The sequence below is a fragment of the Plantactinospora mayteni genome (assembly GCF_016862935.1).
Lineage (GTDB): Bacteria > Actinomycetota > Actinomycetes > Mycobacteriales > Micromonosporaceae > Plantactinospora > Plantactinospora mayteni.
Genome location: NZ_BONX01000066.1, coordinates 56,449 through 78,034 on the forward strand (window position 1 = coordinate 56,449; position 21,586 = coordinate 78,034).

Here is a 21,586-nt window from a genome sequence, read left to right on the forward strand (position 1 = left end):
GCCCGCTTTACCTCCTGGGTGGTCCGCCGGCTGCCGCTCGCGACTCCGACGTACACCGAGGGTGGCATTGGATGGACGAAAGGCACGATGATGGGTGTGCCCGCCGCCCGCGCGGAGCCGCACGGGCGCGGCGGAGTGGATTCGCCGACCACCTGGCGGCGCGGGTCGGCCGGGCTGGCCCACCTCCTTCGAAACCTGAGCGAGGAACGATGACCACGGCGAAACAGATCTCTGCCGAGGAGCGGTCCACCGCCGAGGACGCGGTGCTGCTCAGTGAACTCGCCGACGCGTTGCGGCGGGTCCGTCGCGGCGATCTGAAGGTACGGCTGCCGCGCCGGGCCGGCGTCGCGGGCGAGGTGGCCGACGCCTTCAACGAGGTGGTGTCGGTGCAGGAGCGGCAGCACCTCGACCTGCGCCGGATCAGCCGGATCGTCGGTCGGGACGGCCGGCTCACCGAGCGGCTGGACGAGGAGGGGCTGGACGGCGCCTGGGCCGAGGGACAGCGGGCGATCAACCAGCTCATCGACGACCTGGGTCGGCCGACCACCGAGATCGCCCGGGTCATCGTGGCCGTCGCCGACGGTGACCTCTCCCAGCACATGGCGCTGGAGATCGACGGCCGCCCGCTGCGCGGCGAGTACCTGCGGATCGGCCGCACGGTGAACACGATGGTCGACCAGCTCTCGTCCTTCTCCAACGAGGTGACCCGGGTGGCCCGGGAGGTGGGCACCGAAGGTGAGCTGGGTGGCCAGGCCGACGTACGCGGCGTCGCCGGCACCTGGAAGGACCTCACCGACTCGGTGAACACCATGGCGTCGAACCTGACGTACCAGGTGCGGTCGATCTCGCAGGTGACCACGGCGATGGCCAGGGGCGACCTGTCGCAGAAGATCACCGTCTCGGCCAAGGGCGAGGTCGCCGAGCTGGCGCACACCATCAACGGGCTGACCGACACGCTCCGGCTCTTCGCCGAGCAGGTGACCCGGGTGGCCCGGGAGGTGGGCACCGAGGGCAAGCTCGGCGGCCAGGCGGACGTACCGAACGTCGCCGGTACCTGGAAGGACCTGACCGACAGCGTCAACTCGATGGCCTCGAACCTGACCGCCCAGGTGCGGAACATCGCCCAGGTGTCGACGGCGGTGGCCCGGGGTGACCTGAGTCAGAAGATCACGGTGGCCGCACAGGGCGAGATCCTGGAGCTGAAGGACACCGTCAACACGATGGTGGACCAGCTCTCCTCCTTCGCTGACGAGGTGACCCGGGTGGCCCGGGAGGTCGGCATCGAGGGCAAGCTCGGCGGTCAGGCCCAGGTACGCGGCGTCTCCGGCACCTGGCGGGCGCTCACCGAAAACGTCAACCAGCTCGCCGGCAACCTCACCTCGCAGGTCCGGAACATCTCCCAGGTCTCCACCGCCGTCGCCAAGGGCGACCTGTCGCAGAAGATCACCGTGGACGCGCAGGGCGAGATCCTGGAGCTGAAGTCGACGGTGAACACGATGGTCGACCAGCTCTCGTCGTTCGCGGACGAGGTGACCCGGGTGGCCCGGGAGGTCGGCACCGAGGGCAAGCTCGGCGGTCAGGCCGAGGTGAAGGGGGTCTCCGGCACCTGGCGGGACCTGACCGACAACGTCAACTCGATGGCGTCCAACCTGACCGCCCAGGTCCGGAACATCGCCTCGGTCACCACCGCGGTGGCGAAGGGCGACCTGTCGCAGAAGATCACCGTCGACGCCCGGGGCGAGATCCTGGAGCTGAAGTCGACGGTGAACACGATGGTGGACCAGTTGTCGTCGTTCGCCGACGAGGTGACCCGGGTGGCCCGGGAGGTGGGCACCGAGGGCAAGCTCGGCGGCCAGGCCCAGGTACGCGGCGTGGCCGGCACCTGGCGCGACCTGACCGATAACGTGAACTCGATGGCCTCGAACCTGACCGCCCAGGTGCGGAACATCGCCCAGGTGTCGACCGCGGTCGCTCGGGGTGACCTGAGCCAGAAGATCACTGTGGACGCACAGGGCGAGATCCTGGAGCTGAAGCAGACGGTCAACACCATGGTCGACCAGCTCTCGTCGTTCGCCGACGAGGTGACCCGGGTGGCCCGCGAGGTCGGCACCGAGGGCAAGCTCGGCGGTCAGGCGCAGGTCAAGGGGGTCTCCGGCACCTGGCGGGACCTGACCGACAACGTCAACTCGATGGGCTCCAACCTGACCGCCCAGGTCCGGAACATCGCCTCGGTCACCACGGCGGTGGCCCGGGGCGACCTGTCGCAGAAGATCACCGTGGACGCGCAGGGCGAGATCCTGGAGCTGAAGGACACCGTCAACACGATGGTGGACCAGCTCTCCTCGTTCGCCGAGGAGCTGACCCGGGTCGGCCGCGAGGTCGGCGTCGAGGGCAAGCTCGGCGGTCAGGCGCAGGTGAAGGGGGTCTCCGGCACCTGGCGGGACATCACCGAGAACGTCAACCAGCTCGCCTCCACGCTGACCACCCAGCTCCGGGCGATCGCCCAGGTCTCCACGGCGGTGACCACCGGCGACCTGACCCAGCGGATCGCCGTACAGGCGCAGGGCGAGGTCGCGGAGCTGAAGGACAACATCAACCAGATGATCGTCACGCTCCGGGAGACCACCAAGAAGAACGCCGAGCAGGGCTGGCTCGACTCCAACCTGGCCCGGATCGGTGGCCTGCTCCAGGGGCAGCGCGACCTCGGCGAGGTCTGCCGCATGATCATGACCGAGGTGACCCCGCTGGTCGACGCGCAGCTCGGCGCGTTCTTCCTGGCCGACACCGACGAGGCGGTGATGCGGCTGCGGCTGACCGCGTCGTACGGCTATGTGGCCCGGCACCACGACGTCACGTTCGGCCCCGGTGAGGGGCTGGTCGGGCAGGCCGCGCTCTCCCGCCGGACGATCCGGGTCGGTGCACCGCCGAACGGCAGCCTCACCGTCCGCTCCGGACTCGCCGCCACGCCCCCGGCCGACCTGGTCGTGCTGCCCGTGCTCTTCGAGGGCGAACTGCTCGGCGTGATCGAGTTCGCCAGCGTCTCGCCCTTCTCCGACCTGCACCTGGCGTTCCTGGAGCGGCTGGTGTCGACCATCGGCATCGCGCTGAACACCATCCAGGCCAACCGGCGTACCGAGGAACTGCTCTCGCAGTCGCAGCGGCTCGCCCACGAGTTGCAGGAACAGTCCGCCGAACTCCAGCGCACCAACGCCGAACTGGAGGACAAGGCGCAACTGCTCTCCGAGCAGAAGGGCAACATCGAGACCAAGAACCGGGAGATCGAGCTGGCCCGGATCGGCCTGGAGGACAAGGCGCAGCAGTTGGCCCGGGCCTCGGCGTACAAGTCGGAGTTCCTGGCCAACATGAGCCACGAACTGCGTACGCCGCTCAACTCGCTGCTGCTGCTGGCCCGGCTGCTGGCGGACAACTCCGAGGACAACCTGTCCGAGAAGCAGATCGAGTTCGCCCGCACCATCCACAGTGCCGGTTCCGACCTGCTCTCGCTGATCGACGACATCCTCGACCTGTCCAAGATCGAGGCGGGCCGGATGGACGTCGAGCCGACCGAGGTGCGGTTCTCCGAGATCCGCAGCTACGTCGAGCAGGCGTTCGCGCCGCAGGCCGAGGAGCAGGGCCTGGACTTCCAGGTACGCATCTCCAAGGAACTGTCGCCGACCCTGGTCACCGACGCGCAGCGGCTCCAGCAGATCCTCCGCAACCTGCTCTCCAACGCGGTCAAGTTCACCGACAACGGGGCGGTGACGCTGCGGATCGGGCCGGCGCCGGAGGGGGCGTTCTTCGACGTACCGGCGCTGACGACCGCGCACCAGGTGGTGGCGTTCACCGTCATCGACACCGGGATCGGCATCTCGGACGACAAGCTCGGGCTGATCTTCGAGGCGTTCCAGCAGGCCGACGGCACCACCAGCCGGCGGTACGGCGGCACCGGGCTCGGGCTGTCGATCAGCCGCGACCTGGCCCGGCTGATCGGCGGCACCATCACCGTGTCGTCGGCGCCGGGACAGGGCTCGACCTTCACCCTCTTCGTACCTGACGTACTCGCCCCGGACGCGGTGGTCGCCCCGGTACCGGTGCCTCCCATGCAGGCGCCCCGGGGCGGGCTGCCGGCCATGCTGCGTACCCAGAACGAGCCGGACCGGCCGATCACCCCGGCGGCCCGGCAGCTCGACGGCGCCACCGTGCTGATCATCGACGACGACGTCCGCAACGTCTTCGCCCTGACCAGCGCGTTGGAGCTGCACGGCATGACCGTGCTCTACTCGGACAACGGAGTGGACGGGGTACGCCTGCTCGCCGAGCATCCGGAGGTCGACATCGTCCTGATGGACGCGATGATGCCCGACCAGGACGGCTACGAGACGACCCGGGCGATCCGCCGCAACCACCGCTTCACCGACCTGCCGGTGGTGTTCCTGACCGCCAAGGCGATGCCGGGGGACCGCGAGTCGGCGCTCGGCGCCGGGGCGAGCGACTACATCACCAAGCCGGTGGACCTGGACGAGTTGATCGAGCTGATGGCCTCCTGGGTCAACGGCGGCGGACGGGAGGTCGAGGGGTGAGCGACGGTGACACGGGGACGGTCCGGGACGGGGGGACGATCGAGTGAGTGAGCTGGCCAAAGCCCTGCTGGTCGACGACCGGCGGGAGAACCTGATGGCGCTCGAGGCGATCCTCCAGGGGCTGCCCGTCCAGTCGGTCGCGGTGGAGAGCGGTGAGGCGGCGCTGAAGCAACTCCTGGTGGAGGACTTCGCGGTCATCCTGCTGGACGCCCAGATGCCGGACATGGACGGGTTCGAGACCGCCAGTCACATCAAGCGGCGGGAGCGTACCCGGCACGTGCCGATCATCTTCCTCACCGCCGCCGACCGGGACGCCCAGCTCGCGCTCCGGGGTTACGCGGTGGGCGCGGTCGACTACCTGACCAAGCCGTTCGACCCGTGGGTGCTGCGGGCGAAGGTCTCGGTCTTCGTCGAACTCTGGGTGAAGACGCGGCAACTCGCCGCACAGTCCGAGCTGGTCCGGGAGCGGGACAACCAGTGGCGGACGATGACCGAGGCGGTGGACGACGCGGTGGCGTTGCTGCGCTCGGACGATCCGGAGGGGCGGGAGCGGGCCGTGGAGGTGTTGGAGCAGGCGCGTTGGGGTGCGGTGGCCTGACGGGCGCGCGGGCTTGAGTGTGTGGGGTGCGGGCTCGGGCTTGAGGGGTGGGTTCGACGAGGGTGTGCGTGGGGCGGGGTGGGGGTTGCTTTCGCGCCGTGGTGCGGGTGGCGTGCGCGTCTGCCTGGTTGGTGGGTGGTTAGCTGGTGGACTGCTCGTTGCGGATCATCAGGGCGGAGCGCAGTCCGGTGATGTCCAGCACCCTGAGCAGGAAGTCGCCGACGTTGGTCAGCAGCAGCAGGCTCTGCGAGTGGCTGGCCTTGCGGCTGAGTACGACCAGGGTGCCGAGGCCCTGGGAGTCGCAGAACGTGACATCGGTCAGATCCAGCACGATCCGGGGCGGCGCCTCGGTGAGCACCTCGTTGACGACGCTGGAGAGCCTGGCGGCGGTGAGCATGTCGATCTCGCCGGCGAGGATGAGTGTCACCTCGTCGGTGCCGCGCTGCACGGCGATGGTCAGGTCCGCCCGGTTCACCCGTTCAGCCTATCGCGACCTACCCGAACCGGCCTGTTGATGGCTGCCCGCCCCGCCGTGCCGGGTGCTGAACCGGGCCGCTGATCGGAGGGTGTGGGGCGGCGTCGGGCGTGACGTGGGCGACGGCCCGAGGGGTGGGTGCCGGGCACACAGGTAGCGCTGACACAATGGCGGCACCGTGAGTGAGACGTACCCCGCCGGCCCCGGTCGCTATCCGGCCGCGGCACCGGCCTCCCAGGCCCTGTTCGACCGCGCCCGTGCCCTCGTGCCGGGCGGGGTGAATTCTCCCGTGCGCGCGTTCCTGGCCGTCGGCGGTACGCCCCGGTTCATGGCCAGGGGCGAGGGGGCGTGGCTCTTCGACGCGGACCGGAGACGTTATGTCGACCTGGTCTGCTCGTGGGGCCCGTTGATCCACGGGCACGCCCATCCCGCGGTGGTGGCGGCGGTGCAGGCCGCGGCTGTCGACGGGACCAGCTTCGGCGCCCCGACCGAGGCCGAGGTCGAGTTGGCCGCCGAGATCGTCGCGCGTACCCCGGTCGAGCAGGTCCGGCTGGTCAACTCGGGGACCGAGGCGACCATGTCGGCGATCCGGCTGGCCCGGGGCTTCACCGGGCGGAGCCGGATCGTCAAGTTCGCCGGCTGTTACCACGGGCACGTCGACGCGCTGCTCGCCTCGGCGGGGTCAGGGGTCGCCACCCTCGGGTTGCCCGATTCGCCCGGGGTCACCGGGGCGGCGGCGAGTGAGACAGTGGTGCTGCCGTACAACGACGTGAGCGCGGTGGAGGCGGTCTTCGCGGCTCAGGGGTCGGAGATCGCGGCGGTGATCACCGAGGCCGCGCCGGGGAACATGGGTGTGGTGGCGCCCCGGGACGGGTTCAACCAGGCGCTGGCCCGGATCGCCCACGCGCACGGCGCGCTGCTGATAATCGACGAGGTGATGACCGGGTTCCGGGTCTCGGCGGGCGGCTGGGCCGGGCTCGACCCGGTCGACGCCGACCTCTACACCTTCGGCAAGGTGATGGGTGGCGGGCTGCCGGCGGCGGCGTTCGGCGGGCGGGCCGAGGTGATGGGGAGACTGGCTCCGGCCGGCCCGGTCTACCAGGCCGGCACGCTCTCCGGTAACCCGCTGGCCACCGCGGCCGGGCTGGCCTCGCTGCGGCTGGCCGACGCGTCGACCTACCAGCGGCTCGACGAGACGGCCGCCACCGTGGGCAAGCTGGCGAGCGACGCGCTGGCCGTCGCCGGGGTGCCGCACCGGCTCTCGTACGCCGGGAACATGTTCTCGGTCTTCTTCACCGACGCGGACGTGCACGACTACGACACCGCGCGGACCCAGGACGTCGCGGCGTTCCGGGCGTTCTTCCACGCGATGCTGGCCGGCGGCGTCTACCTGCCGCCCAGCTCCTTTGAATCGTGGTTCGTGTCGACGGCGCTGGACGACGCCGCGCTGGAGCAGGTCGCGGCGGCGTTGCCGGTCGCGGCGGAGGCTGCGGCGGCGGCCGGTCACGGGGGGTAGGAAACGTGGGCAGCTCAACGGTCGTGCACGTGCTCCGGCACGGTGAGGTATACAACCCGGACAAGATTCTCTACGGCCGGCTGCCCGGCTTCCGCCTCTCCGAGCTGGGTGTGCAGATGGCGAAGGCGGCTGCCCAGGCGCTCGCCAAGCGGAACGTCACGCACGTGGTGGCGAGTCCGCTGGAGCGGGCCCAGCAGACGGCGGAACCGATCGCGGCGCAGTTCGGACTGCCGGTCGGGGTGGACGAGCGGCTGATCGAGAGCGCCAACTGGTTCGAGGGGAAGCGGGTCTCGCCCGGCGACGGCTCGTTCCGCGATCCGCGCAACTGGTGGGTACTGCGGGATCCGGTCACCCCGTCCTGGGGCGAGGCGTACACACTGATCGCCGAGCGGATGTTCGCGGCTCTGCACGCGGCCCGGATCGCCGCCGAAGGGCGGGAGGCGGTCTGCGTCTCGCACCAGCTTCCGATCTGGACCCTGCGCCGGTACGCCGAGCACAAGCGGCTCTGGCACGATCCGCGTAAGCGGCAGTGCGGGCTGGCCAGCCTGACCTCGTTCCACTTCGACGGCGCCAAGATCGTCGGGATCGGTTACACCGAGCCGGCGGCGCACCTGGTCGCGATGTCGCCGACGGCCCGGACGGCCAAGGGGGCATGAGGTGAGCCGCCCCCGGTGGTCCGCCGGCCTCGGCGCGCTGCTCGTCGTCGCGGTGACGCTGGCCGTCTCCGCCTGCTCGGGCGGGGGCGGTGGGGGCGGAGGTGACTGGAAGGACGACTGTGCGACCACCGACGGCATCGTCGAGTGTGCACCGGAGCACCGTCCGGCGGCGCCCCCGGTCTCCGGTGAACTGCTGACCGGCGGGGCGTACGACCTGGCGCAGGAGCGCGGTCAGGTGGTGGTGGTCAACTTCTGGGGTTCCTGGTGCGCGCCGTGCCGGGCCGAGGCGGACGACCTGGAGGCGACCTACCAGGCGACCAAGGACCGGGGCGTACGCTTCCTCGGCATCAACATCCAGGACGGGCGGGACAAGGCGAAGGCGTTCGAGGCGGCCTACAAGGTGAGCTATCCGAGCCTCTTCGACCCGCCGAGTCGGGTGGCGCTGGCCTTCGACATCCCGCCGAACTCGATCCCGGCCACCATCGTGTTGGACCGGGAGAACCGGATCGCGGTGGTGATCCGGGCCGGCATCACCCGGGACAGGCTGGAGCCGATCGTCTCCCGGGTCGCCGACGAGAAGCCGCCGGACGGGCCGAACTGATGGCCGGGCGGTGCTTGCCGGGCGACGGCTTGGCGCTGATTGGCAGCGGCTTGGTGCTGATCGGCGGCGTGGGCTGATGGGCGAGACGTTTGCCGAGTTGGCCGTGAGCGGGCCGGTGCTGTTGGCGATCGGGGCAGCCGCGCTGGCCGGCCTGGTCAGCTTCCTCTCCCCGTGCGTGCTGCCGCTGGTGCCCGGCTATCTGTCGTACGTGACCGGGCTGGCCGGCAGCGACCTGGAGCAGCGCCGGGCCGCGACCGACGCCGCCCCCGCCGATCAGTCCGGTGAGTCGGCCGGTGGGTCGTCCGGCAGGGGGGTGGCGGTGGCCACCCGGCCGGCCCGGACGCCTCGGGCGGTCCGGGGTCGGGTGCTCGCCGGCACGCTGCTCTTCATCGCCGGCTTCACCGTCGTCTTCACCCTGACGGCGGTACTGGTCACCGCCGTCGGTCAGGCGCTGTTCGCGCAGCGGCGACCGCTGGAGATCGGCATCGGCATCGTGATCATGCTGTTGGGGCTCTCCTACCTCGGGCTGGTCCCCGGGATGCAGCGGGAGTTCCGGATCCGCCGGCTGCCCTCGGCCGGCCTGCTCGGCGCCCCGGTCTTCGGCGCGGTCTTCGCGCTCTCCTGGATACCCTGCGTCGGCCCGACCCTCGGCGCGGTCGTCGGGATGGGCACCGCGAGCGGTCAGGCCGACCGGGCCGCGCTGCTCGCCGTCGCGTACTGCCTGGGGTTGGGGTTGCCGTTCGTGGTCTTCGGGCTCGGCTTCTCCCGGCTGCTCGGGCTGTTCCGGGCGGTGCGCCGGAACAGTCGCTGGGTCACCCGGGTCGGCGGCGCGCTGCTGATCGCGATCGGGCTGGCCCTGGTCACCGGCGGCTGGCAGGACCTGGTCATCTGGTTGCAGACGACCTTCGGGGTCGGCAAGGTGGGCATCTGATGTCGACCGAGGACCGGGAGACCGTGACCGGGTCAGGTGCCGCGCCGGCCGGCGTCGCCGAGGCCGAGCCGCCGGCGGCCGGCGGCCCGACCGGGGGTGCCCAGCCGTCCCGGGTACGCCGTACCCCGCCGCCGCTGGCCCTGCTGCGCAACTCGTGGCGGCAGCTCACCAGCATGCGTACGGCGCTGATCCTGCTCTTCCTGCTGGCCCTGGCCGCGATCCCCGGCTCGGTACTGCCGCAGCGCAACATCAACATCGAGAACGTCAACCGGTACGCCGTCGAGCATCCCGACCTCTTCCCGATCCTGGACCGGATCGGCGGCTTCGACGTGTACGCCTCGCCGTGGTTCTCGGCGATCTACGTACTCCTGTTCACCTCGCTGGTCGGCTGCATCGTGCCCCGGCTGCGTGACCACGTCCGGGCGCTGCGCGCCGTACCGCCCCCGGCGCCGAAGCGGTTGGACCGGCTGCCCCGGCATGCCGTGCTGACCGACTCCGACGGCGACCTGGACCGGATCGCGGCGGTGCTCCGCAAGCGGCGCTGGCGGGTGGTGGTCCGGGGCGACAGCCTGTCGGCGGAGAAGGGCTATCTCAAGGAGACCGGCAACCTGCTCTTCCACCTCTCGCTGATCGGCGTGCTGCTCGGGATCGGCCTCGGCTCCTGGTATGGCTGGCACGGCAACCGGCTGCTGGTCGCCGGCCCGGACAACGCGTTCTGCAACAACCTCCAGCAGTACGCGGAGTCCAAGCTCGGGCACCGGGTGGACAGCAGTGACCTGCCGCCGTTCTGCCTGGAGTTGGCCGACTTCGAGGCGACGTTCCTGCCGACCGGGCAGCCGTCGTCGTTCCTGGCCACGACGGTCGTGGAGCAGGGCGACCAGAGGCCGTTCCGGGCCAGCTTCTCGGTCAACGACCCGCTCCGGCTGGACGGGGCCAGCGTCTACCTGCTCGGGCACGGCTACGCGCCGATCCTGCGCTACACCGACCGCAACGGCGAGTCGCTGGAGAGCGACGACGCGTTCCTGACCATCGACGGCAACCTGACCAGCGAGGGCGTGGCGGCGTTTCCGGACGTCAACCTCGACCCGGTGACCGGGGCGCGCAACCCCGACCTCCAGGTCGCCTTCGAAGGGCTCTACTTCCCGACCGCGCCCGATGCGCCGCCGTTCGTCCGGTCGACCTATCCGGCGGAGCGGTCGCCGGCGGTGATGCTCTTCGCGTACCGGGGCAATCTGGGGTTGGACGCCGGGATTCCGGGTTCGGTCTACCGGCTCGACCAGCGCCAGGTGAGCAGCGGCAAGCTGAAGCAGATCGGCGAGGGCAAACTGCTGCGCCCGGGTGAGAAGTGGACGCTCGACGACGGTACGTCGGTGGAGTTCGTCGGCACCCGGCAATACATCACGATCTCGGTCCGGTACGACCCGGGCGAACGGATCGTGCTGATCAGCTCGGTACTGCTGCTGGTCGGGCTGATGCCGTCGCTGTTCGGGCGGCGGCGCCGGATCTGGTTCCGGGTTTCTCCGGCACCGGTCGACGCAACCACGACAGGTCGTAGTAGTTTGGTGGAGGTCGGTGGTCTGCCGCGTACCGAGTACGCGGGGTTCGCCGACGAGTTCGACCGGCTCGTCACCGCGACCCGACCCGAGCGGGCAGGGGGCGACGGGGCACGGGACGACGAACGGGACGACGACGAACGGGACGAGGCGCCGCGACCCGGTGGGGCACGACCTGACGGGGCGCGACCCGGTGGGGCGACGGAAGAGGGGACCGACTGATGGCCGCGCTGTCCGACCAACTCCTGGTGGTCACGATCCTCGGCTACCTGCTGGCGATGATCTGCCACGCCGTCGAGTACGCCTTCGGTACCCGCAGTGTCATCGGCCGGGCAGCGGCGCGACCGGAACGCGCCCGGGTGCTGGTCGGGGCCGGGGTCGGCGCGGCCGGCGGCGCTGAGCCGGTCGACGGTTCCGGTCCGGTCGACGAGCCGGGTTCGGGTGCCGGGACCACGCTCTCCGCCACCGACGTGCTGACCCCGACCGGCGGGTCGCGGTCGCCCCGCGCGGTGCTGGCCGGGCGGGCCGCCGTCGCGCTCACCGTGCTCGGTGCCGTGGTGCACCTCGCCGTGCTGGTCACCCGGGGCGTCGCCGCCGAGCGCATGCCGTGGGGCAACATGTACGAGTACCTGCTCTCGGTCACCTTCGTCGGGGTGGTCGGCTGGCTGGTGCTGCTCTACCGGCGTCCGACGCTGCGGCATCTCGGGCTCTTCGTCGCGCTCGCCATGGTGCTGCTGCTGGCAGTGGCCGGGCTGGTGCTCTACGTGCCGATCGTGCCGCTGGTGCCGGCGCTCGACTCGTACTGGTTCGTCGTACACGTGGCGACGATCGCGACCTCGTCCGGCATCCTGCTGCTCGGCGCGGTGCCGGCGGTGATGTACCTGATCCGGCACGGCTACGACCAGGGCAAGCGGAGTTTTCCGTACAGCCTGGGGGCGCGGGTGCCGGCCGCCGACACGCTGGAGCGGCTGACCTTCCGGCTGCACGCGTTCGCGTTCCCGCTCTTCACCTTCGCGGTGATGGCCGGCGCGGTCTGGGCCGAGGCGGCCTGGGGACGCTACTGGGGCTGGGACCCGAAGGAGATCTGGGCCTTCATCTCCTGGGTGGTCTACGCCGGCTACCTGCACGCCAGGGCGACGCCGAGCGTGAAGCGCCCGGTGGCGACCTGGATCGCCGTACTCGGCTTCCTGACCATGCAGATGAACCTGTACGGCGTGAACATCTTCTTCGAGGGCCTGCACTCGTACGGCGGACTCGACTGATCCTCCGGACTCGACTGATCCACCCGATTCGTCGACAGCGCGGCGATCTTCAGCCTTGACTTATATAAGTGAAGCCTGAAAGATCGGTGGTGCGTGCGGTTGTGCCGCGCGTGCCCACCGTGCCGCCCGTACCGGGAAGGAGTCCCGCGAAGTGTCTGCGATCGCGCCCCAGAAGGTCACCACGTTCCTGATGTTCCAGGATGGCAGTGCCGAGAAGGCGATGACCTTCTACACGTCCCTCTTCGACGACGGCGAGGTGCTCGCCGTCGACCGGTACGGCCCCGGCGAGAACGGCGCCGAGGGGTCGGTACGGCACGCCACCTTCCGGCTCGGCGGCCAGCAGTACATGTGCATCGACAGCAGCGTCGCGCACGCCTTCGGCTTCACCCCGGCGGTCTCGCTCTACGTGACCTGCGGGTCGGAGAAGGAGATCGACCACCTCTACGGCGCGCTCGTCGAGGGCGGGCAGGAACTGATGCCGCTCGGCTCGTACGGCTTCAGCGCCAAGTTCGGCTGGGTCAACGACCGCTTCGGCGTCTCCTGGCAGCTCACCCTGCCGACCGACGCGGCCGTCGCCCAGTGACCCGGTAGAGCCGTCAGCAGCAGCCGCGCGCGCCGCAGTAGCTGCAACAGCCGTTGCAGGGGTACTGCCAGAAGCTCCCGCAGCCGTTGTCGTAGTGGTTGCACCGCCCGGTGCCGTCGTAGATGCAGCGGACCGTGCAGAAGTCGCTCTGGGTGCTGCACCCACAGGCGCAGCAGGCCAGCGTGGTCGGGTCGGGTCCGAGGGTGGCGAGCAGGGTCCGGGCGGTCTCCACTCCGAAGGCGGCGATGGCGGACTCCCGCAACCCGTCCAGCTCCGCGTGCAGCTTCTCGACGCCGGCGGTGAAGGTGCGTTCCGCCGCCGCCAGCGCCAACGCCCGGTCGAGGACGGCGGCCTGTTCGGTCGAGAGTTTCGGCAGCTCGGCGGCCCGCCGCTTCAGGTGCTCCGTCCAGAGCCGTGCCCGGTCGGCGGCCGGCAACGCCTGGTGGATCGCCTGGCGGTAGGTGACGTCGAAGGCACCCAGGCCGTCGTAGCTGCGGGGCAGCTTGTCGGGGTTCGCCCTCACCCACGCCTGCGCGCGCTCCGACCGCTGCACCGGGTCGGCGAACGCGGGCGTCTTCCCGAGTACGACGAACGCCGCCGCCGTGACGGCACCCGCGCCGAGCCGCAGGACCTCCTTGCGGCGCAGCCCTCGGCCGGAGTCGATCGGATTGGCGCACCGCTCCCGCAGTTCACCGAAGGTACGCAACAGCCGGAGCGTCGGACCCGGACCGAGCCGGCGTACCAGGCGTACGGCCATCCGGGAGCCCGTCCAGGCCGACACCGTTCCACTGTGGATCCGGATCAGCGTGGGTGCCCAGGGCGGCTCGGCACCGAGCGCGGCACGGCGCCAGTCCTGCACCTCCTCGTCGTTCAGGGATCGGATGTCGATCTGCTCTCCGCACTCGTTCCGGACCAACTGGGCGAGTTGTCGGCAGGTAGCGCAGGAGGCGTCGAAGGCGAGTACCCAGTTCGCGTGGCCATCCATCTGGCAACTCCTGTTCCTCTGGACAGCGGCTGACCAGAAAAGCGAACAGGATGCCGGCTTCATACCAGCTTCATTCCGACCTCACCGCCGAACGGGCCAGCGCGCCGTCACGGATCCGGGGCGCCCTGACCTTCACCCCCGACGCCTGGCGCACCTTCACCCACACCATCGCGCCCCGCTAACCCCGCCGGCCGAACCGCCGCACCATGATTCTTGGCGAACTGTGGTTAGCAGCGCGCCACAACTCGCCAAGAATCATGGCGACACCTATGCGACCCGGTCGGGCCAGCGGCGGGCGTTCTGCCAGTACGCGTGGATCTCCGCCAGGCTGCGGTCCTTGGTCTCCGGTGCGCGTAGATAGAGGAAGATCCAGGTCAGCAGGGTGATCACGAGCAGTGCCCCGAAGGTGGCCACCCCGCCGAACCCGACCAGCGCGCCGAGGAAGAACTGTGCCAGCAGGAAGTTGGCGGTGAGGTTGGGCAGCAGCAGGGCGGTGGCGCCGGCCCCGCGCAGGTGGTCGCTGTAACCCTCGGAGGCGTACACCCAGACCAGTGAGCCGAGGCCGGCGTTGAAGCCGAGCGTGAAGAGCAGCAGCCCGACGAAGCCGAGCCCGGTGCCCCAACCGTCGACGGACTCCAGGGCGAACGCGGCGACCAGCAGGCCGTGCCCGAGCGCCATCACCGCCGTACCGGTCAACAAGGTGGCCCGGCGTCCGAGCCGGTCGACCGCGACGGCGGAGCAGAGCGACGCGACCAGGCCGGCGAGTTGGACCGCGGCCGGCAGCACGAGCAGCGCGAACGGGCCACGGAAGCCCATCCCCTCGAAGATGCGCGGGCTGAAGTTGCCGACCGCGCCGATCCCGGTGAGCTGGACCAGCGTGCCGAGCACGATCACGAACAGCGTCACCGGACGGTAGCGCGGACCGAAGAGTTCGCGCAGCGCGCCGGTCTGGCCGCCGGACCGCCCGAGCGGCCGGGTCGCGCGGTCGGCGCGCAGGGCCAGCCCGTGCGGCGTCTCCGGCGCCGGGACCAGCAGCACCACCACGAGTACCCCGAACACCGCCGACAGCCCGAGCATGATCCGCCACTGCCCACTGTCGGCCAGCAGGTACGCCACCAGGAACGCCCCGACGATGCCGCCCATGATGGCCACCTGGTGCAGTACGGCGATCCGGCCCCGGCGGGCGGTCGGGGCGGACTCGGCCACGAAGATCGGTACCACCACACTGGTCACCCCCATCACCAGCCCGAGCAGGAACCGGGTGACGTTCAGCCAGGGCAGCTCGGCGACCAGCGGTGAGGCGGCGGAGAAGAGCGTCGCCCCGACCGCCATCCACAACAGGGTGTGCTTGCGGCCGAGTGCCGCCACCAGCCGGCCGGCCAGTACGGTGCCGAGGATCATGCCGACGATCGGTACCGCGAACAGGCTGCCCTGCGCCGTGGTGTCCAGCCCGAGGCGCGGGGTGAGGAAGAGCTGTGCGCCGGCCATCGCCGCACCGAAGTAGCCGTAGTTCAGTCCGGTGGCGACGGCGACCGCAGTGGTCCGGGCGACGGTCGCGGCGGGACGCGCTTCAGACATGCGAACGATCATCGCGGTAGGAGCGGCTGCCGGGCCACTCCTTACCGGTCGCCGTTCCTGGCACGCTCCCGCAGAAGTTCTAACTACCGGCCTGGCCTGCCGCCTCGGCGGCGGGGTGCTGGCTTGCCGCTTCGGCGGGGTGCTGACTTGCCGCCTCGGCGGGGTGCTGGCTTGCCGCTTCGGCGGCGCGGTCGAGGAAGAGTGTGCGTTCCCGGGTGTTCCGGGTCAGCTCGGCGGCTCGGGCGAACTCGCGTCGGGCCTCGTCGTGCCGGCCGAGCCGGGCCAGCAGGTCGCCTCGGACGGCCGGTAGCTGCGGATATGTCGCCAGGACGGGTTCGGCGAGCAGCGTGTCGACAATGGCCAGACCGTCGGCCGGGCCGGTGGCATTCCCGACCGCGACCGCCCGGTTCAGCTCGATGATCGGCGACGGCGAGACATGCACGAGCACGCGATAGAGCGCGGCGATGCGTACCCAGTCGGTCTCGGCGGCGGTCCGGGCCCGCGCGTGGCAGGCGGCGATCGCCGCTTGCAGGGTGTACGGGCCGATCCCCAGCGACTCGGCCCGGTCCAGGGCGGCCAGGCCGCGCCGGACCAGCAGCCGGTCCCACCGTCGGCGGTCCTGGTCGGGCAGCAGGATCGGGTTGCCGGAGGGCCCGGTCCGGGCCGGAATCCGGGACGCCTGCAACTCCAGCAACGCCACCAGGCCGTGCACCTCGGCCTGCTCCGGCATCAGCCCGGCCAGGATCCGGCCGAGCCGCAGCGCCTCCGCGCAGAGCGCCGGCCGGGTCCAGTCGGCACCGGCGGTCGCCGAGTAGCCCTCGTTGAAGACGAGGTAGACCACCTCCAGCACCGAGCCGAGCCGGTCGGCCAACTCGGCCCGGGGCGGCAGCTCGAACGGTACGCGCTTCGCGGCGAGGGTACGTTTCGCCCGGGTGATCCGCTGCCCGACCGTCGGCTCCGGCACCAGGAACGCTCGGGCGATCTCGTCGGTACGCAGCCCGCCGAGCAGCCGCAGTGTCAACGCCACCCGCCCCTCGGTGGGCAGTACCGGATGACAGGCAGTGAAGATCAACCGGAGCAGGTCGTCGTCGATCCGCTCGGAATCCAGCGCGGCGCTCAGCTCCGCCTCGGTCGGGTCCGGCCGGCTCTCCACCTCCCGCCCCAGCTCCTGAAGCTTCCGCTGGTACGTCGTACGCCGCCGGAGCAGGTCGACCGCCCGGTGCTTGGCGGTCGACATCAGCCAGCCACCCGGATTCGGCGGTACCCCCGTCCGCGGCCACTGCTCCAGCGCGAGGACCAGCGCATCCTGGGCGAGTTCCTCGGCGAGCCCGATGTCCTGGACCAGCCGGGCGAGCCCGGCGACGATCCGGGCGGACTCGATCCGCCAGACCGCCTCGACGACCTGACGACTCGCCCGCCGCTGCTCCCCCACCCCCATGCCTCCCGATCCAAGCACGCCGGCGCGCTCCGGCTCGTAGATCTTGACGACTTGTCGCCGCCGGAACGACGACAAGTCGTCAAGATCTATTCGGAGATCGGGTGGGTGGGGGAGCGGGTTAGGGGTTAGGCGGGGGGTGCGAAGTCTTCGGGGCCGAAGACGCGGAGGACCTCACCCTCGCCCTCCCAGCCGGGCCACATCTCGCGGTGCAGGTTCAGGAACCGGGAGACCCACTCGACGGCCTCCTCCTTCGAACGCACCTCGTACACCGCGTAGCTGATCGTCTCCTTCGCCTCGGCGAACGGCCCGTCGGTCACGCTCAGCTTGCCGGTGGCGACCTGCATCCGGACTCCCTCCGCGCTCGGGGCCAACCCGCCCTGGTCGAGCAGGGCACCGGCGGCGGTCGCCTCCTCGCCGAGCTGCATGATCGCCTCCATCAGCCCGGGCGGCGGCGGGGTGCTGGGCCGGGTGGCCCGCAACAGTGCCAGGTAACGCATCTCTCGTTCTCCTTCGATTGGTTGTCGGGTGGGGTACGTCGTCCGAGATGTGCCGTCCGGAGCCGCGATCGGACTGGCCGGCGGCCCGGTCAGGCGGCCCGGTCAGGCGGCCCGGTCAGGCGGCCCGGTCAGGCGGCCCGGATCGGGGTCGCCCGGCGGTACAGGTGGGCGGCCAGGGCCGAGACCCAGGCCGAGGAGAGCACGATCGCCCCGGTGAAGGTGAGGTTGGACCAGACGGCTCCGCCACCGGCGATCATCGCCAGGAAGCCGGCGAGGAACAGCACGCCGGTCAGCCGGGAGAAGGCCGCCCAGCCCCGCCGTCCCTCGGTCGAGAACCGCCGGCCGAGGACCAGGCAGGCCGCGACCAGGCAGCCGAAACCGATGCCGGCGGCCACGAAGTGCAGCGTGCCGTGCCACGTTACCGCCGTGCCGGTCTCCGGGGTGCCGATCGGGAAGCCGAGGGCCGGGTCCGCCCGGAACGCCCCGGCGGCGACGGTACTGATCCCGTACGCCCCGATCAGGCGAGGTGCCCAGCCCGCCCCAGTGTCCGGGGAGAGGCTCATGCTCTGCTGGTTCGTCGTCGTGCTGTGGGGGTTCATCGTCGTCCTCCTCCTTCGGTTCCACCGGTCCGGTTCGTCGCTCGGACCGGCCGCTACCTCTGCCTCGAACGGGCGACGGCGGATCCGACAGGTCGGCCGAACTTTTTCCGAAGAACTTCCCGCGACCCCGGCCGGCGCGGCGCTGACCTGGGCATCCGAGGGGGCACGGCCGCCGTCGTCAGGTTGCTCGGAGTCGCGCGGACGGCAGTCTTGCTGTTGACAAGATGCCTCACCGAGAGGCAATCTTGACGGTGCCAAGTTTCGTTTCACCGCACCGCCTCGGGGAGACCTGTGATGTCGTCCGCCACCCAGACCACCGCCGCCATCCTGCTGATCACCGTCTCGACCATCGCGTTCGGCGGGTTGTCCCTGCTCATGCACCTGGTCCGGCGGATACCCGGCTATCTGGACAACCCCGTCCGGCGGGCGCTCTGGACCGCCGGGCACGCCCACGCGGGCGTACTCGTGCTGTTCGCGCTCGTCGCGCTCCTCTACCTGGACGGGGCCGATTACGGCGACGGCATGCGGACGCTGATCCGTACCCTGCTGGTCGCCGCGCCGATCCTGATGCCGATCGGCTTCTTCCTCTCCGTCGTACGCCCTTCGGACACCCGGCCCAACAAGCTGATCTGGCTGGTCGGAGTCGGTGGGGTCAGCCTGATGGCCGGCACCCTGCTGCTCGGCATCGGCCTGCTCTGACTGCGTCGTGCCCCGGGGCTGCTCCGACGCGTCGCTCCGGGGCTCTTCGCGAGGCGTCGTCGCCGCGGGGCTCTTCGCTAGGCGCCGCCCCGGGCTGATCGGGAGGTGCCGCCGCGGGGCCGTGCTGGCGGGACTTGTCGACGGGAGCCCGGTCACGGCGGGGGACCCGGCCGTGCCGCCCCGACCGGCGGTGCGACAGACTAGCGTCCATGGCGGCTCGTGGCTTCCCGTACACCGATCTCCGGGAGTTCCTCACCGCGCTGGAGGGCGCCGGCGAGTTGCGCCGGGTTCCGGTGCCCGTCGACCCGACGCTGGAGATCAGCGAGGTGGTCACCCGTACCGTCCGGGCGAACGGGCCGGCCCTGCTCTTCGAGCGCCCCACCCGGGGCGAGATGCCGGTCGCGATCAACCTGTTCGGCACCGAGCGGCGGATGGCGATGGCGCTCGGTGTCGACCGGCTGGACGAGATCGGCGAGCGGATCGGTGCGCTGGTCAAGCCGGAGTTGCCGGTCGGCTGGTCCGGCATCCGCGAGGGCCTCGGCAAGGTGATGCAGCTCAAGTCCGTACCGCCGAAGAAGGTCAGGACCGCCCCCTGCCAGCAGGTGGTCTACCGGGGCGGCGACGTCGACCTGAACCGGCTGCCCGGCCTCCAGGTCTGGCCCGGCGACGGCGGGATCTTCCACAACTACGGGCTGACCCACACCAAGCACCCGGAGACCGGCAAGCGCAACCTCGGGCTCTACCGGTTGCAGCAGCACTCGCCCAACACGCTCGGCATGCACTGGCAGATCCACAAGGACTCCACCGCGCACCACGCCGTCGCCGAGCGCCTCGGCCAGCGGCTGCCGGTGGCGATCGCGATCGGCTGCGACCCGGTGGTCAGCTACGCCGCCTCGGCCCCGCTCCCCGGCGACATCGACGAATACCTCTTCGCCGGCTTCCTGCGCGGCGAGCGGGTCGAGATGGTCGACTGCCTGACCGTGCCGCTCCAGGTGCCGGCGCACGCCCAGATCGTGCTGGAGGGTTACATCGAGCCCGGCGAGCGGCTGCCGGAGGGGCCGTTCGGCGACCACACCGGCTTCTACACCCCGGTCGAGCCGTTCCCGGTGCTGCACGTCGAGGCGATGACCACCCAGCGGGAGCCGGTCTACCACTCGATCATCACCTCCAAGCCGCCGCAGGAGGACCACGGGCTCGGCAAGGCCACCGAACGGATCTTCCAGCCGCTGCTCAAGCTGCTGATCCCGGACATCGTGGACTACGACCTGCCGGCCGCCGGGGTCTTCCACAACTGCGCGATCATCTCGATCCGGAAGCGCTATCCGAAGCACGCCCAGAAGGTGATGAACGCGATCTGGGGCGCCCACCTGATGTCGCTGACCAAGCTGATCGTGATCGTCGACGAGGACTGCGACGTGCACGACTACGCCGAGGTGGCCTGGCGGGCCTTCGGCAACGTCGACTACGCCCGGGACCTGCTGCTCACCGAGGGGCCGGTGGACCACCTGGACCACTCGTCGTACCAGCAGTTCTGGGGTGGCAAGGCCGGGGTGGACGCCACTCGCAAGCTGCCGACCGAGGGCTACACCCGGGGCTGGCCGGAGGAGATGACCATGTCGCCGGAGATCCGGTCCCTGGTGGACAAGCGCTGGAAGGAGTACGGCATCTCATGACCGACACCGCGTTCAGTCTCGGTGAGGAGGGTGGTCTCCTGGCCGGTACCCGTGGCGCGCTCTGCGACGGCTTCGACGACGTGCACTACTGGCAGTTGACCGTCGACAGCCACTACTTCGCCGGGTCCTGGGAGACGGCGCTGTTCGAAGCGGACATCGAGAGGTTCGCGGAGGAACTGCTGCAGGTCATCGACCAGAAAACCAGGGACTGGGCGGTGGAGCTCGGCGAGGACCGCGGGCGGGTTGCCCAGATAGAGATCCATTGGGGAGACGACAAGCCGCACGCGTTCGTCACCGTCACCCCGCACGGGTCCGATCCGATGCCGTCGCTGGAGTACGAGATGCCCGTCGATCCGGATGCGTGGCGCCGGACCGTACTCGGCCTGCTGGGGCGGACGGAGCCGTGACCGTCGTCGCGGAGCGGCCGGGCCGGGTCAAGTCCTTCCTCCGGCTGGTGGCGATCGAGCACTCGGTCTTCGCGCTGCCGTTCGCCTTCCTGTCGGCGCTGACCGCGATGCAGCGGCACGGCGGGCAGGTGCGCTGGGGCGACCTGCTGCTGATCACCATCGCGATGGTCGGGGCGCGGACCTTCGCCATGGCGGCGAACCGGATCATCGACCGACGGATCGACGCGCGCAATCCGCGTACCGCCGGGCGGGAGTTGGTGACCGGGGCGGTGAGCGTCCGGACGGCCTGGACCGGCGCGGCCGTCGCGCTGGCGGTCTTCCTCGCCGCCGCGGCGGCGCTCAACCCGCTCTGCCTGCTCCTCGCCCCGCTCGCCGCGATCCCGCTGGTGGTCTATCCCTACGGCAAGCGGTTCACCGACTGGCCGCACGCGATCCTGGCCCTGGCCCAGGCGGTCGGCCCGGTCGGCGCCTGGCTCGCGGTGACCGGCACCTTCGACGGCTCCGGCCCGGCCTGGCTGCTCGGCGCGGCGGTCGGGCTCTGGATCGGCGGCTTCGACCTGATCTACGCCTGCCAGGACATCGAGGTCGACCGCCGGATCGGGGTACGCAGCGTCCCCGCCCGCTACGGCCTCCGGTTCGCCCTGCACGCGTCGACCGTGGCCCACGTGGTGACCTTCGGTCTCTTCTTCTGGTACGGCGACCTGATCGGGCTGGGCTGGCTCTGGTGGGTCGGGCTGCTGCTCACCGCGTTCGCCTTCGGCTACCAGCACGTGGTGGTCACCCCGACCGACCTGTCCCGGGTCAACCGGGCGTTCTTCACCGCCAACGGCTTCGTCGGGATCGCCCTGTTCGTCTTCGCCCTGCTCGACCTGGTGATCCGGCTCCACCTCGCCAGCTAACCTGCGAGCCGGCTTGCTGGTCGGCTCGGCCCGGTCGGCTCGGCCGGAGAACTGGC

General features: G+C 70.7%; 19 protein-coding genes and 1 pseudogene. 14 read left to right on the forward strand and 6 right to left on the reverse strand.

All coding sequences use genetic code 11. The features are described 5' to 3' along the window. Positions 1-209 precede the first annotated feature (209 nt). Entirely contained in the window at positions 210-4,580 is a 4,371-nt protein-coding gene (locus tag Pma05_RS38885) for a HAMP domain-containing protein (RefSeq protein ID WP_203862546.1), read from the forward strand. 43 nt (positions 4,581-4,623) lie between these two features. Continuing rightward, positions 4,624-5,178: a response regulator gene (locus Pma05_RS38890; protein WP_203862547.1), complete on the forward strand. Its 555-nt coding sequence runs from the start codon at positions 4,624-4,626 to the stop codon at positions 5,176-5,178. A gap of 139 nt (positions 5,179-5,317) precedes the next feature. Here the strand turns inward: Pma05_RS38890 and Pma05_RS38895 are convergent, their stop codons facing one another. Further along, the gene (locus tag Pma05_RS38895) at positions 5,318-5,653 is read right to left on the reverse strand and encodes an STAS domain-containing protein (RefSeq protein WP_203862548.1); all 336 of its coding nucleotides are present in this window, start codon (positions 5,651-5,653) and stop codon (positions 5,318-5,320) included. Positions 5,654-5,831: 178 nt separating this feature from the next. Between Pma05_RS38895 and hemL the strand changes: the two genes are divergently transcribed. The 7 genes and pseudogenes from hemL (at position 5,832) to Pma05_RS38930 (ending at position 12,755) form a co-directional block, all read left to right on the forward strand. Then, positions 5,832-7,169, forward strand: coding sequence for a glutamate-1-semialdehyde 2,1-aminomutase (hemL, locus tag Pma05_RS38900; protein ID WP_203862549.1), 1,338 nt, complete (start codon positions 5,832-5,834; stop codon positions 7,167-7,169). Between the two features lie 5 nt (positions 7,170-7,174). Continuing rightward, a complete protein-coding gene (locus Pma05_RS38905; protein ID WP_203862550.1) occupies positions 7,175-7,825 on the forward strand; it encodes a histidine phosphatase family protein in 651 nt (216 codons plus the stop codon). A gap of 1 nt (position 7,826) precedes the next feature. Further along, a complete protein-coding gene (locus Pma05_RS38910) occupies positions 7,827-8,426 on the forward strand; it encodes a TlpA family protein disulfide reductase (protein WP_203862551.1) in 600 nt (199 codons plus the stop codon). A 76-nt stretch (positions 8,427-8,502) separates the two neighbouring features. Then, positions 8,503-9,357 carry a cytochrome c biogenesis CcdA family protein gene (locus tag Pma05_RS38915; RefSeq protein WP_203862552.1) on the forward strand — a complete coding sequence of 285 codons (855 nt, stop codon included), beginning with the start codon at positions 8,503-8,505 and terminating at the stop codon, positions 9,355-9,357. After that, positions 9,357-11,027 (forward strand): annotated as a pseudogene (gene resB / locus Pma05_RS38920) (cytochrome c biogenesis protein ResB); the annotation flags it as partial. The gene Pma05_RS38915 and the pseudogene resB, both read left to right, overlap by 1 nt. A gap of 104 nt (positions 11,028-11,131) precedes the next feature. Continuing rightward, on the forward strand, positions 11,132-12,172 hold the full coding sequence (gene ccsB, locus Pma05_RS38925) for a c-type cytochrome biogenesis protein CcsB (RefSeq protein WP_203862554.1): 1,041 nt from the start codon (positions 11,132-11,134) through the stop codon (positions 12,170-12,172). 151 nt (positions 12,173-12,323) lie between these two features. Continuing rightward, complete coding sequence (locus tag Pma05_RS38930) at positions 12,324-12,755, forward strand: VOC family protein (protein ID WP_239314066.1); 432 nt, start codon at positions 12,324-12,326, stop codon at positions 12,753-12,755. 13 nt (positions 12,756-12,768) lie between these two features. Here Pma05_RS38930 and Pma05_RS38935 read toward each other — a convergent pair whose 3' ends face one another. Beyond that, on the reverse strand, positions 12,769-13,740 hold the full coding sequence (locus Pma05_RS38935) for a bacteriocin fulvocin C-related protein (protein ID WP_203862555.1): 972 nt from the start codon (positions 13,738-13,740) through the stop codon (positions 12,769-12,771). Between the two features lie 50 nt (positions 13,741-13,790). On the opposite strand from Pma05_RS38935, the gene Pma05_RS43660 reads away from it, so the two are divergent. Then, positions 13,791-13,922: a hypothetical protein gene (locus Pma05_RS43660; protein WP_275414818.1), complete on the forward strand. Its 132-nt coding sequence runs from the start codon at positions 13,791-13,793 to the stop codon at positions 13,920-13,922. An 85-nt stretch (positions 13,923-14,007) separates the two neighbouring features. Here the strand turns inward: Pma05_RS43660 and Pma05_RS38940 are convergent, their stop codons facing one another. The 4 genes from Pma05_RS38940 to Pma05_RS38955 all read right to left on the reverse strand — a co-directional run bounded on the left by Pma05_RS38940 (position 14,008) and on the right by Pma05_RS38955 (position 17,852). Beyond that, positions 14,008-15,318, reverse strand: coding sequence for an MFS transporter (locus Pma05_RS38940; RefSeq protein WP_203862556.1), 1,311 nt, complete (start codon positions 15,316-15,318; stop codon positions 14,008-14,010). A gap of 79 nt (positions 15,319-15,397) precedes the next feature. Next, positions 15,398-16,756, reverse strand: a complete 1,359-nt coding sequence (locus tag Pma05_RS38945) for an RNA polymerase sigma factor (RefSeq protein ID WP_203862557.1) — start codon at positions 16,754-16,756, stop codon at positions 15,398-15,400. Between the two features lie 125 nt (positions 16,757-16,881). After that, a complete protein-coding gene (locus tag Pma05_RS38950) occupies positions 16,882-17,253 on the reverse strand; it encodes a YciI family protein (RefSeq protein WP_203862558.1) in 372 nt (123 codons plus the stop codon). A 128-nt stretch (positions 17,254-17,381) separates the two neighbouring features. Further along, positions 17,382-17,852 carry a DUF998 domain-containing protein gene (locus Pma05_RS38955; RefSeq protein WP_203862559.1) on the reverse strand — a complete coding sequence of 157 codons (471 nt, stop codon included), beginning with the start codon at positions 17,850-17,852 and terminating at the stop codon, positions 17,382-17,384. A gap of 294 nt (positions 17,853-18,146) precedes the next feature. Between Pma05_RS38955 and Pma05_RS38960 the strand changes: the two genes are divergently transcribed. The 4 genes from Pma05_RS38960 (at position 18,147) to mqnP (ending at position 21,530) form a co-directional block, all read left to right on the forward strand. Further along, on the forward strand, positions 18,147-18,551 hold the full coding sequence (locus Pma05_RS38960) for a hypothetical protein (RefSeq protein ID WP_203862560.1): 405 nt from the start codon (positions 18,147-18,149) through the stop codon (positions 18,549-18,551). A 209-nt stretch (positions 18,552-18,760) separates the two neighbouring features. Further along, positions 18,761-20,224 carry a menaquinone biosynthesis decarboxylase gene (locus Pma05_RS38965; protein ID WP_203862561.1) on the forward strand — a complete coding sequence of 488 codons (1,464 nt, stop codon included), beginning with the start codon at positions 18,761-18,763 and terminating at the stop codon, positions 20,222-20,224. After that, entirely contained in the window at positions 20,221-20,631 is a 411-nt protein-coding gene (locus Pma05_RS38970) for a hypothetical protein (protein ID WP_203862562.1), read from the forward strand. The genes Pma05_RS38965 and Pma05_RS38970 overlap by 4 nt, the downstream gene beginning before the upstream one ends. After that, the gene (gene mqnP / locus Pma05_RS38975) at positions 20,628-21,530 is read left to right on the forward strand and encodes a menaquinone biosynthesis prenyltransferase MqnP (RefSeq protein ID WP_203862563.1); all 903 of its coding nucleotides are present in this window, start codon (positions 20,628-20,630) and stop codon (positions 21,528-21,530) included. Before Pma05_RS38970 ends, mqnP begins: the two co-directional genes overlap by 4 nt. Positions 21,531-21,586: the final 56 nt, after the last annotated feature.

What these genes read in the sequence shown, in the direction of transcription:
- Pma05_RS38965 (WP_203862561.1), top strand. Translation starts at nt 18,761, where the DNA reads ATGGCGGCTCGTGGCTTCCCGTACACCGATCTCCGGGAGTTCCTCACC.
- Pma05_RS38945 (WP_203862557.1), bottom strand. Translation starts at nt 16,756, where the DNA reads ATGGGGGTGGGGGAGCAGCGGCGGGCGAGTCGTCAGGTCGTCGAGGCG.
- Pma05_RS38955 (WP_203862559.1), bottom strand. Translation starts at nt 17,852, where the DNA reads ATGAACCCCCACAGCACGACGACGAACCAGCAGAGCATGAGCCTCTCC.
- Pma05_RS38950 (WP_203862558.1), bottom strand. Translation starts at nt 17,253, where the DNA reads ATGCGTTACCTGGCACTGTTGCGGGCCACCCGGCCCAGCACCCCGCCG.
- Pma05_RS38960 (WP_203862560.1), top strand. Translation starts at nt 18,147, where the DNA reads ATGTCGTCCGCCACCCAGACCACCGCCGCCATCCTGCTGATCACCGTC.
- Pma05_RS38915 (WP_203862552.1), top strand. Translation starts at nt 8,503, where the DNA reads ATGGGCGAGACGTTTGCCGAGTTGGCCGTGAGCGGGCCGGTGCTGTTG.
- ccsB (WP_203862554.1), top strand. Translation starts at nt 11,132, where the DNA reads ATGGCCGCGCTGTCCGACCAACTCCTGGTGGTCACGATCCTCGGCTAC.
- Pma05_RS38885 (WP_203862546.1), top strand. Translation starts at nt 210, where the DNA reads ATGACCACGGCGAAACAGATCTCTGCCGAGGAGCGGTCCACCGCCGAG.
- Pma05_RS43660 (WP_275414818.1), top strand. Translation starts at nt 13,791, where the DNA reads ATGCCGGCTTCATACCAGCTTCATTCCGACCTCACCGCCGAACGGGCC.
- Pma05_RS38935 (WP_203862555.1), bottom strand. Translation starts at nt 13,740, where the DNA reads ATGGATGGCCACGCGAACTGGGTACTCGCCTTCGACGCCTCCTGCGCT.
- Pma05_RS38970 (WP_203862562.1), top strand. Translation starts at nt 20,221, where the DNA reads ATGACCGACACCGCGTTCAGTCTCGGTGAGGAGGGTGGTCTCCTGGCC.
- Pma05_RS38940 (WP_203862556.1), bottom strand. Translation starts at nt 15,318, where the DNA reads ATGTCTGAAGCGCGTCCCGCCGCGACCGTCGCCCGGACCACTGCGGTC.